11 protein-coding genes are annotated in these 11,250 nt (G+C 70.4%); 8 read left to right on the top strand and 3 right to left on the bottom strand.

The genetic code is table 11. The features are described 5' to 3' along the window. Positions 1-2: 2 nt before the first annotated feature. Positions 3-1,217 carry an L-rhamnose isomerase gene (gene rhaI, locus HNQ07_RS05910; protein WP_184110012.1) on the bottom strand — a complete coding sequence of 405 codons (1,215 nt, stop codon included), beginning with the start codon at positions 1,215-1,217 and terminating at the stop codon, positions 3-5. A 10-nt stretch (positions 1,218-1,227) separates the two neighbouring features. After that, positions 1,228-2,004, bottom strand: a complete 777-nt coding sequence (locus HNQ07_RS05905) for a DeoR/GlpR family DNA-binding transcription regulator (protein ID WP_184110011.1) — start codon at positions 2,002-2,004, stop codon at positions 1,228-1,230. Positions 2,005-2,142: 138 nt separating this feature from the next. Here HNQ07_RS05905 and HNQ07_RS05900 point away from each other — a divergent pair, with 138 nt between their 5' ends. The 5 genes from HNQ07_RS05900 to rhaS all read left to right on the top strand — a co-directional run bounded on the left by HNQ07_RS05900 (position 2,143) and on the right by rhaS (position 7,197). Beyond that, complete coding sequence (locus tag HNQ07_RS05900; RefSeq protein ID WP_184110010.1) at positions 2,143-2,472, top strand: L-rhamnose mutarotase; 330 nt, start codon at positions 2,143-2,145, stop codon at positions 2,470-2,472. A 46-nt stretch (positions 2,473-2,518) separates the two neighbouring features. Continuing rightward, entirely contained in the window at positions 2,519-4,099 is a 1,581-nt protein-coding gene (locus HNQ07_RS05895; protein WP_184110009.1) for a sugar ABC transporter ATP-binding protein, read from the top strand. Further along, positions 4,099-5,136: an ABC transporter permease gene (locus HNQ07_RS05890; protein WP_184110008.1), complete on the top strand. Its 1,038-nt coding sequence runs from the start codon at positions 4,099-4,101 to the stop codon at positions 5,134-5,136. Before HNQ07_RS05895 ends, HNQ07_RS05890 begins: the two co-directional genes overlap by 1 nt. Continuing rightward, positions 5,133-6,122 (top strand): ABC transporter permease, encoded by a 990-nt coding sequence (locus HNQ07_RS05885; protein WP_184110007.1) that lies wholly within the window; start codon positions 5,133-5,135, stop codon positions 6,120-6,122. Before HNQ07_RS05890 ends, HNQ07_RS05885 begins: the two co-directional genes overlap by 4 nt. A gap of 73 nt (positions 6,123-6,195) precedes the next feature. Next, complete coding sequence (gene rhaS, locus HNQ07_RS05880; protein WP_184110006.1) at positions 6,196-7,197, top strand: rhamnose ABC transporter substrate-binding protein; 1,002 nt, start codon at positions 6,196-6,198, stop codon at positions 7,195-7,197. A gap of 133 nt (positions 7,198-7,330) precedes the next feature. Here rhaS and HNQ07_RS05875 read toward each other — a convergent pair whose 3' ends face one another. Continuing rightward, positions 7,331-8,227: an SDR family oxidoreductase gene (locus HNQ07_RS05875; RefSeq protein ID WP_184110005.1), complete on the bottom strand. Its 897-nt coding sequence runs from the start codon at positions 8,225-8,227 to the stop codon at positions 7,331-7,333. 126 nt (positions 8,228-8,353) lie between these two features. Between HNQ07_RS05875 and HNQ07_RS05870 the strand changes: the two genes are divergently transcribed. The 3 genes from HNQ07_RS05870 to HNQ07_RS05860 all read left to right on the top strand — a co-directional run bounded on the left by HNQ07_RS05870 (position 8,354) and on the right by HNQ07_RS05860 (position 11,229). Next, positions 8,354-8,920, top strand: coding sequence for a TetR/AcrR family transcriptional regulator (locus HNQ07_RS05870; RefSeq protein WP_184110004.1), 567 nt, complete (start codon positions 8,354-8,356; stop codon positions 8,918-8,920). 60 nt (positions 8,921-8,980) lie between these two features. Then, positions 8,981-10,408 carry an arabinose isomerase gene (locus HNQ07_RS05865; RefSeq protein WP_184110003.1) on the top strand — a complete coding sequence of 476 codons (1,428 nt, stop codon included), beginning with the start codon at positions 8,981-8,983 and terminating at the stop codon, positions 10,406-10,408. 86 nt (positions 10,409-10,494) lie between these two features. Continuing rightward, a complete protein-coding gene (locus HNQ07_RS05860) occupies positions 10,495-11,229 on the top strand; it encodes a hypothetical protein (RefSeq protein WP_184110002.1) in 735 nt (244 codons plus the stop codon). Positions 11,230-11,250: the final 21 nt, after the last annotated feature.

The following is an 11,250-nucleotide window of genomic DNA, read 5'->3' as shown; positions in this document are numbered from 1 at the left end:
CGTTACTGGGCGGCCGTGACTTTGTCTTTGACGGGGTAGCCGCCGCCGCCCTGCGCGGTGCCGCGCTCCCGGGCGACTGTCTGCTGGTAGCCGCTGGCACGGTGCGCGGCGATGGGGTCGGTGGGCAGGCCGTGGGCGCTCCGCCACTCGGCCAGCAGCGGGCGCACGTCGGTGCGGAAGGCGTCGGTCAGGGCGCGGTGCGCGGCCAGCACGTCCCCGGTCTGCTGGGCAGCACTCAGCGCGCCGCGGTCGATCAGCAGGGCCTTGGCGTAGGCCTCCTGGCAGTTCAGCACCGACTGGAGCATCGCCTCGACCTTGGGCTCGATGTTGTGGCTCTGGTCGATCATGTACGCCACGTTCTGCGCGGTGGCGCGCGTCAGGGCGTCGTCCGAGTGCCCGGCCGCCACGAGTTCGGCGTAGATGCTGAACAGCTCCAGGGGGTTGGTCGTGCCCACGATCAGGTCGTCGTCCGCGTAGCGCCGCGCGTTGAAGTGGAAGCCGCCCAGCCGGCCCTCGTCGAGCAGGAAGGCCACGATGCCCTCGATGTTCACGCCCTGCGCGTGGTGCCCCAGATCGACCAGCACCTGCGCCCTGTCCCCGATGGCGACGCAGTGCGCGTACGCCGCGCCCCAGTCGAAGAGGTCGGTGTAGTAGAAGGCGGGCTCGAACAGCTTGTACTCGACCAGCATCCGGCCGTCCTCGGGCAGGGCGTCGTGGACACGTTTCAGGGCGGCGCGCATCGCGTGCTTGCGGCGGCGCAGGTCGTCCTGCCCGGCGTAGTTGGTGCCGTCCGCGAACCACAGGCTCAGGTCGCGGCTGCCGGTCTGCCGCATGACCTCCACGCACTCCAGCAGGTGCTGGACGGCCTGCTCGCGCACGTCCTCGAACGGGCTGGTCACGCTGCCGAGCTTGTACACGTCGTCCTGGAAGACGTTGGGGTTGATCGCGCCGATGCCCACGCCGCGTTCCCGCGCGTACCGGCCCAGCGCGGCGTAGTCGTCCACCTCGTCCCACGGGATGTGCAGCGCGACGCTGGGGGCGATGCCGGTCAGGCGGTGCACCTCGGCAGCGTCGTCGAGCTTCTCGTAAACGTCCCGCGCGGCGCCGGGCGCGGCGAAGGTCTTGAAGCGTGTGCCGGAGTTGCCGTAGCCCCACGAGGGCGTCTCGATGCGTTGTGCGCAGAGGGCGGCGTTCAGGTCGTCGGTCAGGTGCGTCATGGGGGCTCCGTCAGGGGGCGAGGATGAGCTGGATGTCGTCGGTGTCGAGCCGCGTGCGGATGGCCTCGTCCGGCTCGGCGTCGGTGATCAGCGTGTTCACGTCGGCGTGCGTGGCGATGGTCGCCAGGGCGCGGCGGCCGACCTTGCTGTGGTCGAGCAGCGCGACCACGCTGCTGCCGGAGCGGATCAGCGCCTGCTTGCTGCCCACCTCCGGCAGGTGCGGGTCGGTGAAGCCGGCGTCCGGCGTGTAGCCCTTGGCCGAAAAGAACACCAGATCCGGGTGCAGGCGCTGCAGGGTGTCCAGGAAGAACGCGCCCACGAACGACCGCGCCGGCGCGTGGAAGTTCCCGCCGACCATCAGGAAGGGCACGCCCCCGGCCGCCAGGACGTTGGCGGCGTCGAGGCTGCACGCGATGGCCTGCACCTTGCGGGTGGGCAGCAGCCGGGCCAGCGCCAGGCTGGTGGTGCTGGCGTCCAGCGCGACCGTGTCGCCGTCCTGGATCAGGCCCAGCGCCGCGCGGGCGATGCGCTCCTTGGCCTCGACGTTCTGCCCGGCCCGCAGCGTCTGCGACAGCTCCTCGGCGGTGCGTTCCAGCAGCTGCGCGCCGCCGTGCACGCGCTGGAGCCTGCCCTGTTCGCACAGGGCGTCGAGGTCGCGCCGCACGGTCATCTCGTGCACGCCGAGTTCGGCGGCGAGATCCTTGATCCTCACCACCTTGTGCGTCAGCGCACGCCGCAGGATGTCCTGCTGCCGGCCGGGCAGCGGGCCCATGACTTCGTTGGACATGCCCGAATCCTAACACGATTCGAACAAAAAGTGACAAGGCCTTGCAATGTTCTGTGGGATGGTGTTCAATGCGTCCAGTCATTCCCTGACCCACAACCCGTACCCATCAGCCCTGGTGGCTGCTTTTCCCGGAGGATCATGTCCGCTCCACTTCAACGAGTCTGCTTTCAGCTTCAGGTGCGCCCAGACCGCCTGGACGAGTACCGGGAACGCCACCGCGCCGTGTGGCCGGACATGCTCGCGGCCCTGCGCGACACCGGCTGGCACAACTACTCCCTGTTCCTGCGCCCCGACGGCCTGCTGATCGGCTATTTCGAGACGCCCAGCCTCCAGAGTGCTCGCGAAGGCATGGCCCGCACGGACGTGAACGCCCGCTGGCAGGCGGAGATGGCCCCGTTCTTCGTGGAACTGGAGGGCACACCGGATCAGGGATTCGTGCAGCTGGAGGAGGTGTTTCATCTTGACTAACGGCCCTGCGAGCGGAGCGAGTCACCGCGAGGAGGCTGCCGCGCAGATGGAAGCCGTCCCCGGCGCTGTCCTGGGAACGGTGGGAACCGGAGTGGAGGCCGACCGGAACACCGCCCCCCTCCTGACCCTCACGAACGCCAGCAAGGCCTTCGGGCCGGTGCAGGCCCTGAGGGACGTGAGCATCGAGCTGTACCCCGGCGAGGCGCACGCGCTGCTGGGCGAGAACGGGGCGGGGAAGAGCACCTTCGTGAAGATCCTGGCGGGTGTGCACCGCCCGGACAGCGGCACGCTGGTGATGGCCGGCGAGGACAAGCCCCAGGACAAGCACTTCCACTCGCCGGCCGACGCGCGCGACGCGGGCATCGCGATCATCTATCAGGAACCCACCCTGTTCCCCGACCTGAGCGTGGCGGAGAACGTCCTGATGGGCCGTCAGCCGCGCGGGGCGCTGGGGCGGATCGACGTGCGGGCCATGCGGGCGCGCGTGGCCGGTCTGCTCTCCGAACTGGGTGTACCCCTCGACCCGGCGCGTCCGGTGCGCGGCCTGAGCATCGCGGACCAGCAGCTCGTGGAGATCGCCAAGGCGCTGTCGCTGGACGCGCGCGTGCTGATCATGGACGAACCGACGGCTGCCCTGACACTCCAGGAGACCGAGCGGCTGTTCCGGGTGGTGCGCTCGCTGCGCGCGCGCGGCGCGGCGGTGCTGTTCATCACGCACCGACTGGAGGAGGTCTTCGCGGAGTGCCAGCGCGTGACCGTCATGCGCGACGGCACGTGGGTGAGCAGCGGCCCGGTCGAGGGGTACGACACCGACTCCGTGGTGCGGCAGATGGTGGGCCGTGACCTGGGCGAGCTGTACCCGCGCGGCGACGCTCAGGTGGGCGACGTGGCCCTGAGCGTGCGCGGCCTGTCGCAGCCGGGCGTGTTCCGCGACATCTCCTTCGAGGTGCGCCGGGGCGAGATCGTGGGGCTGGCCGGGCTGGTCGGCGCGGGCCGCAGCGAGGTCGCGCGGGCGATCTTCGGCGTCGATCCCCGGCAGCAGGGCGAGGTGCGGGTCGGTGGGCACGCCCTGCCGGCCGGAAATCCGCGCGCCGTGATGGACGCCGGTCTGGGCCTGGTGCCGGAGGACCGCCGCGCGCAGGGCCTGGTGATGGACATGAGCATCGAGCGCAACGCGAACCTCGCCATCCTGCGCCGCCTGACCGGCGGCCTGCTGATGAACCGCTCGGCGGAGGCGCAGAGCGCCCAGCAGTGGACGTCGAAGCTGCGGCTCAAGGCGCACCGCCTGAGCGACCCGGCCAGCAGCCTGTCGGGCGGCAACCAGCAGAAGGTCGTGCTGGCCAAGTGGCTGGCCACGAACCCCAGCGTCCTGATCGTGGACGAGCCCACGCGCGGCATCGACGTGGGCGCCAAGGCCGAGGTGCACCGCACGCTCGCGGAACTCGCCGCGCAGGGCCTCGCAGTGCTGATGATCTCCAGCGACCTGCCGGAGGTGCTCGGCATGGCCGACCGCATTCTGGTGATGCGCGAGGGCGCGCTGGTGGGCGAACTCAGCCGCGCGCAGGGCAGCGAGGAGGCCGTGATGTACCTCGCGACCGGCCAGCGGCCCCTGGGCGGTGCGGCGTGATGACCCGCAGCGATCCCGCGCCCGCCACCCCGGTCACGCCCGGCCTGCTCACCCGCCTGCTGCGCGCCCGCGAGGCCGGGCTGGTCGGCCTGCTGCTGCTGGTCACGCTGGGCACGGCGGCCATCAATCCGCTGTTCCTGGGGGCGGGCAGCGTGCGCGACCTGTTCCTGAACGTGGCGATCATCGCGCTGCTGGTCGTGGGCGAGACCATCGTCCTGCTGATGAAGCATGTGGACCTGAGCATCAGCAGTGTGGTGGGTCTGAGCGCCTTCCTGACCGGCTCGCTGTTCGCCACGCACCCGGACCTGCCGATTCCGCTGGCCCTGCTGTTCGGCCTCGCGCTGGGCACCGTGCTGGGCGCCGTGAACGGGCTGCTCGTGGCATACGGCCGGGTGCCGGCGCTGGTCGCCACGCTGGGCACGCTGTACGTGTTCCGGGGCGTCACCTACGCGGTGGTGCACGGCGGGCAGATCAACGCCTCGAACCTGCCCGCCGCGTTCCTGGGTTTCGGCACCGGCAGTGTGCTGGGCATCCCGAACCTCGTGCTGCTGGTCGTGGTGATCATGCTGGGCTTCGGCGCGTACCTGGGCTCGTGGCGCGGCGGGCGCGAGTACTACGCGCTGGGCTCGAACGCCGAGGCGGCCGTGCTGGCCGGGATCAGCGTCACGCGGCGCACCATGACCGGCTTCGTGCTCAGCGGCGCGATCGCGGGGCTGGCGGGCGTGCTGTACCTCGCGCGCTTCGGCACCGTGGACGCCACGGCCGGCACCGGCCTGGAACTTCAGGTGATCGCGGCGGCGGTCGTGGGCGGCGTCAGCATCAATGGCGGCGTGGGCACGCTGTTCGGCGCGGGCATCGGCGCGCTGCTGCTGGGCGTGATGGGCAGCGCGCTGGTCACCCTGCGTGCGCCCGGCTTCTACCAGCAGGCCATCCAGGGCGCGCTGCTGCTGGGCGCCATCAGCGTGGACATGCTGGTCGCGCGGCGCACCGCGAAGCACCTGCAGGCCGCGCCCGATCACCCCGGGAGGACGAAATGAAAGCGCTGCGGAACCTGCCCGGCTGGGAGACCACCCTCGTCGTCCTGGTGGTCGTGGCGCTGCTCGGCGGCGGCGTGCTCTCGAAGGACTTCCTGACCGGCCAGAACCTCTCGTTCCTGACCGCCAACTTCAGCGAGATCCTGCTGATGGCCCTGACCATGACGCTGCTGGTGATCGTCGCGGAGATCGACCTGTCGGTCGCGTCGATCCTGGGCCTGTGCTCGGCCGTGCTGGGCGTGCTGTTCGCGGCGGGTGTGCCCATGCCGCTGGCGATCCTCGCGGCCTTCGTGGTCGGCGGGCTGGCGGGGCTGCTCAACGGCCTGCTGGTCACGCGTCTGGGCCTGCCGTCGCTGGCGGTGACCATCGGCACGCTGGCGCTGTACCGCGGGCTGGCCTACGTGCTGCTGGGCGACCGCGCCATCGCGGACTTCCCGCAGGCGTACACCAACTTCGGCTTCGGCACGGTGCCCGGCACCCTGATTCCCATTCCGATCGCGCTGGGCACCGTGCTGGCCGTCGTGACCGCCGTGGTGCTGCACGCCACGCCGTTTGGCCGCTCGCTGTACGCCATCGGGGCGAACGAGGTCGCCGCGCGGTTCTCCGGTCTGCGGGTCGAGCGCACCAAGCTGCTGCTGTTCGTGATGTCGGGCCTGATGTCCGCGCTGGCCGGCATCGTGTACACCTTCCGCTTCGCCAGCGCGCGCGGCGACAACGCCACCGGCTTCGAACTCGGCGTGATCGCGGCCGTGCTGCTCGGAGGCGTCAGCATCTTCGGCGGGCGCGGTAGCGTGGTCGGCGCGGTGCTGGCGGTGTTCCTGATCGGCCTGATCAACGGCGCGCTGACCATCGTGGACGTGTCCAACGAGATCCTCACCATCGTCACGGGGCTGCTGCTGATCGGTTCGGTGCTCGTCCCGAATCTCGTCGCGCGCGTCCAGGCGGCCCGGCAGCGCCGGCGCCTGCGGGGGAACACCGTGTCTCCATAACACTGTGTTTCCGTGGTTCTGCATTCCCCTCACCCGGTGTTCCCCGCCCGTTTCCCCCTGACCTGGAGGTCGTATGAAGAAGCGTTCCGTGCTCCTGTCCGCCCTGGCCCTCGGCTCCGTCGCCACCCTGGCCGCCGCCCAGACGCCCGCCCTGAAGAAGGGCCTGAAGATCACGCTGCTGCCCAAGAACATCAACAATCCCTACAACGTCATCGAGACCAGCGGCGGCACTGAGGCCGGCAAGGAGATCGGCGCGGCCGTCAAGATCGTCGGCCCGTCCGATGCCGGTGCCAGCAGCCAGGTCAGCTACATCAACACCGCCATCGCCCAGAAGCAGGACGCCCTGGTGCTCGCCGCGAACGACGCCAACGCCCTGCTGCCGTATCTCGCCCGCGCCAAGGCGAGCGGCATGAAGATCGTGACCATGGACTCCGACACCGCCGTGTCCGGCCGCACGCTGTTCATCAACCAGGCGAACTCCGAAGGAATCGGCCGCGCGCAGGTGCAGCTCCTCGGCAAGCTGATCAACTACAAGGGCGACATCGCCGTGCTGTCGGCCACGCCCAACGCCACCAACCAGAACACCTGGATCAAGTGGATGCAGGAAGAACTCAAGCTGCCCAAGTACAAGGACATGAAGCTGGTCAAGATCGCGTACGGCAACGACGACGACCAGAAGTCCTTCACCGAGATGCAGGGCCTGATCCAGGCGTACCCGAACCTGAAGGGCGTGATCTCGCCCACCACGGTCGGCATCAGCGCCGGCGCGCGCTACCTGTCCACCAGCCCGCAGAAGGGCAAGGTCATGCTGACGGGCCTGGGCACGCCCAACCAGATGCGGGCGTTTGTCAAGGACGGCACCGTGACCGCGTTCCAGCTGTGGAACCCCTCGGACGTCGGCTACCTCGCCACCTACGCCGCCGCGGCCCTGGTCAGCGGCCAGATCACCGGCAAGGAAGGTGAGAAGTTCAAGGCCGGGAAGCTCGGCGAGTACACCATCGGCAAGAACGGCGAGATCATCGTCGGGCCGCCCTACACCTTCGACAAGGCGAACATCGACAAGTTCAACTTCTGAGCGCGGTGGTCAGCGCGTGCTGACCCGTTGGAGCTCTGGGCTGTGGGCGAGCAGGGCGGCTCACAGCCTTTTCGTGGTCGGGCGGAGCGGTGGAGGCCCCTGCACCGCTCCCAGGAACCGCCCGTGCCCAGCGTCACGACGACGGAGAGAAGTAGTGACCCAGCTCCAGATCCTCGATCAGACCGGGATGCGTCGGTGTCCAGCCGAGGCGCTCGCGGGTGAGGGTGTTGCTGGCCGTGACGTCGGCCGCGAGGAACATGCCCAGCCACCCGAAATGCTCGGCAGCCTGCTCAGCGGGCACCGACACGACCGGGAGGTTCAGGTGCCGGCCGACGACCTCAGCCACGCCGCGCACCGGCACACCATCCTCGGCCACGCCGTGCAGCACGGAGCCGGGCTGGGCCTGCTCCAGCGCCAGCCGGAACAGGGTCGCGGCGTCCAGGCGGTGCACGGCGGGCCAGCGGTTGTGCCCGTCTCCGATATACCCGGACACGCCGCGCTGCCGGGCAATCCCGATCAGGGCGGCGATAAAGCCGTGGTCGCCATCACCGTGCACCGTCGGGGCAAGGCGCACCACAGCCGAGCGCACGCCGCGCTCCGCGAGGTCGAGGGTCGCCTGGGCGTTGGCGGTGCGCGGGTGGGGGGCCTGGCTCGGGCGGTCGTCCTCCGTGACGAAGCGGCCTGTCCCGAGGCCGAGCACGCCGCCCGCGATAACCAGCGGGCGATCGGTGCCCGCCAGCACATCCCCGAAATTCTCGATGGCCTGGCGGTCGCCCCTGGCAGCAGCCTCCATCTGCGAGAAGTCGTGGCTGTACGCGAGGTGGATCACGCCGTCGGCGGCCTCCGCGCCGGCCCGCAGGCTGGCGAGGTCGTTCAGGTCGCCGCGCAGGGCGGTGCCGCCGGCCCGTTCAATGGCCCCGGCGGCGGCGTCCGAGCGGGCGAGGCCGGTGACGTGGTGCCCGGTGGCGATGAGTTCGGGGACGACGGCCGAGCCGATGAATCCGGACGCTCCGGTGACGAAGACGCGCATGGGGGTTCCTCCTGGGAAGTGGGGTCGTGCGGCACACACGTGCCGATGTCAGGGGCTGACATCACGAGCATACCTCCAATGACAGTGGCTGTCATCAGTGAGCCGGCCATCGGGTACACTCGGGGCATGGGTCGCTGGGGGCCAGACGCGCGCGGCCGTCTCGAACGGGCGGCCATGGAGCTGTACGAGGAGCGCGGCTACGAGCAGACCACCGTGGCCGAGATCGCCGCGCGGGCCGGCCTCACCGAACGCACGTTCTTTCGCCACTTCACCGACAAGCGCGAGGTGCTGTTCGGCGGCGCGGGCATCCTTCAGGAACGCGTCGTGACCGGAGTGCTGGACGCGTCCGCATCTGCCACGCCCCTCCAGGCGGTCATGGCCGCTCTGAATCACGCCGGCCGGCTGTTCGGGGAGACGCCGACCCGCTCGCGGCAGCGCCAGCGGATCATCGACGCGACGCCCGAACTCCAGGCACGCGAACTGAGCAAACTCTCCACGGTCGCGGGGGCCACCGCGGACGCCCTGCGGCAGCGCGGCGTGCCCGATCCGGCCGCGACCCTCACCGCCGAAGTGGGCATCGTGGCGTTCCGCACGGCCTTCGGTCACTGGATCAGCGATCCCGCCGAGCGCCCGTGGTCGGACCATCTGCACGAAGCGCTGGACGGCCTGCACGCCGTGATGACCGGCCGCTGAATCACCTCTTCATCACAGAGTGGCCCCGCGCCACGGCTGAAGCACAGTTCAAGGAGCCGCATGAGTGAATACCCCCTGAAAGTCGGCCTGTTCGGGATCGGCCTGGACACGTACTGGCCACAGTTCGAGGGCCTGGAGGAACGCCTGAAGGGCTACGTGGCGCAGGTGGCCGCGCGTCTGGAACGGCCCGGCGTGGAGGTCGTGAACCTCGGCCTGATCGACACGCCCCCGAAGGCGCGCGAGGCCGGGCACGCCCTGCGCCGTGCCGACGTGGATCTCGTCTTCCTGTACGTGACCACCTACGCGCTGTCGAGCACGGTGCTGCCGGTGGTGCAGCGCGCCGGCGTGCCGGTGGTGATCCTGAACCTGCAACCCGCGGCGGCCATCGACTACGCCCGCTTCAACGCGCTGGGAAACCGCACGTCGATGACAGGCGACTGGCTCGCGTACTGCGCGGCGTGCCCGGTGCCGGAAATCGCCAACGTGATGAAACGCGCCGGCATCGCCTTCCACCAGGTGACCGGCGTGCTGGAGGGCGATCCGCACGTGTGGCAGGAGGTGGACGGCTGGATCGACGCGGCGCGTGTGGCGCACGTGATGGCGCACGGCCGCCTGGGCGTGATGGGCCGCTACTACAACGGCATGCTGGACATCTACTCCGACCTGACCCTGCAGGCGATCACCTTCGGCACGCACATCGAGGTGGTCGAGCCCGACGAACTCGCGGCGATCCGCCGGGACGTCACGGACGAGGACGCGCGGGCGCGGGTAGAGGACTTCGGGCGCGAGTTCGACGTGCAGCCCGACTGCGATCCGGCCGAGCTGCTGCGCGCCGCGCGCACCAGCGTGGCCCTCGACCGCTTCGTGGCCCGTCATGACCTGACCTCGCTCGCGTACTACGCCGAGGGCTCGCCCGGCAGCGAGAACGAGGACGTGCTGACCTCCGTCATTCTGGGCTGCTCGCTGCTCACCGCGCGCGGCATTCCGGTGGCGGGCGAGTACGAGGTCAAGAACGCGCAGGCAATGAAGATCATGGACGTGCTGGGCGCCGGCGGGTCGTTCACGGAGTACTACGCGCTGGATTTCGACGACGACGTGGTGCTGATGGGTCACGACGGTCCCGGCCACACGCGCATCGCCCAGGGCCGCACGAAGGTCCGGCCGCTGGAGGTCTACCACGGCAAGGTCGGCCGCGGCCTGAGCGTCGAGATGAGCGTCCAGCACGGTCCCGTCACGCTGCTGTCGGTGGTGGAGGAGGGCCGCGGCCTGAAACTCCTGGTCGCGCAGGGCGAATCGGTGCCCGGCCCGATCCTGGAGATCGGCAACACGAACAGCCGCTACCGCTTTTCCATCGGCGCGCGCGCCTTCGTGGAGGCGTGGAACGCGCAGGGACCGGCGCACCACTGCGCCATCGGCGTGGGCCACGTGGCCGACCGCCTGCGCAAGCTGGGCGCCCTCAAGGGCCTGGAGGTCGTGCAGGTCTGCTGACGGAGCGCCCGTTTCCTGCGCACCCGACCGGGGGCAGCGCCGCAAAGTGCCCGGCCAGACGCGCCCGTGCTGCGCTACCCTGAGCCATGCTTCCCCACACGGCGCAGGAGCGCCGGGCCTCCAGCGTCCGTGACGAGATGGAACGCGGCGCCGCGCTGCTGCAACGCGGCGTCAGCGCGCTCGCGCAGGAAACGTACAGCGGCAGCACCGACCGCTTCCTGTTCATGACCGACCTCGCCGGCGGCACGGAGCGCATGCTCAAGCTCGCGTGGGCGCTCGGCACCCTGCAGGCGCGCGGCGCGCTGCCGTCCATCCGCGAGGTCGGCGGCATGACCGGCCAGCTGCGGCGCCTGTCGGACGCCGTGGCCGACCTGTACCCCTCGCGCTTCCTGCGGACCGAGGACGGCCGCTGGGGCCAGGACTACCTGCGCAGTGGCCGCTGGTACCGCGAGGCCCTCGATATCCTCGACGACCTCAGCGGCCTCGGCGCCGTGCAGGCGTGGCCGTGGGCCGCTGTGGCCGGTGTGGGCAGCCCCGAGGAACGCTGGGCCGCGCTGGAACTCAAGGTGGCCGCCACCACCGCCCCGGCCAGCCCGCGGCGGGCGTTCCGGCTGGTCTCGCCCGGCGACCACTGGCGACTGCACGCGGGCATCCACGCCGAACTCGCCCGGTCCTTCGAGCTGCTCGGCTACGCGCTGTACCGCCTGCTGTCCGCTGGCCTGCCCCGCACCGACGCCGCCACGTGGGCGCCGCATTGGGACCGCTTCACGCGGGTGCGGCCGCCCGGCTTCGCCACCGCGTGGTTCGAGGAAGACCGCTGAGGGCGCGGGCCGGGCGGTCGT

The organism is Deinococcus metalli, assembly GCF_014201805.1.
Taxonomy (GTDB): Bacteria; Deinococcota; Deinococci; order Deinococcales; family Deinococcaceae; genus Deinococcus; species Deinococcus metalli.
The sequence above is the reverse complement of the archived record's forward strand: the minus strand, read 5'-3'. Positions and strand labels throughout refer to the sequence as shown.

Bases quoted from the DNA above. Each gene is read 5' to 3' on its own strand.
- rhaI (WP_184110012.1), bottom strand. From the start codon at position 1,217: ATGACGCACCTGACCGACGACCTGAACGCCGCCCTCTGCGCACAACGC.
- HNQ07_RS05905 (WP_184110011.1), bottom strand. From the start codon at position 2,004: ATGTCCAACGAAGTCATGGGCCCGCTGCCCGGCCGGCAGCAGGACATC.
- HNQ07_RS05900 (WP_184110010.1), top strand. From the start codon at position 2,143: ATGTCCGCTCCACTTCAACGAGTCTGCTTTCAGCTTCAGGTGCGCCCA.
- HNQ07_RS05895 (WP_184110009.1), top strand. From the start codon at position 2,519: ATGGAAGCCGTCCCCGGCGCTGTCCTGGGAACGGTGGGAACCGGAGTG.
- HNQ07_RS05890 (WP_184110008.1), top strand. From the start codon at position 4,099: ATGACCCGCAGCGATCCCGCGCCCGCCACCCCGGTCACGCCCGGCCTG.
- HNQ07_RS05885 (WP_184110007.1), top strand. From the start codon at position 5,133: ATGAAAGCGCTGCGGAACCTGCCCGGCTGGGAGACCACCCTCGTCGTC.
- rhaS (WP_184110006.1), top strand. From the start codon at position 6,196: ATGAAGAAGCGTTCCGTGCTCCTGTCCGCCCTGGCCCTCGGCTCCGTC.
- HNQ07_RS05875 (WP_184110005.1), bottom strand. From the start codon at position 8,227: ATGCGCGTCTTCGTCACCGGAGCGTCCGGATTCATCGGCTCGGCCGTC.
- HNQ07_RS05870 (WP_184110004.1), top strand. From the start codon at position 8,354: ATGGGTCGCTGGGGGCCAGACGCGCGCGGCCGTCTCGAACGGGCGGCC.
- HNQ07_RS05865 (WP_184110003.1), top strand. From the start codon at position 8,981: ATGAGTGAATACCCCCTGAAAGTCGGCCTGTTCGGGATCGGCCTGGAC.
- HNQ07_RS05860 (WP_184110002.1), top strand. From the start codon at position 10,495: ATGCTTCCCCACACGGCGCAGGAGCGCCGGGCCTCCAGCGTCCGTGAC.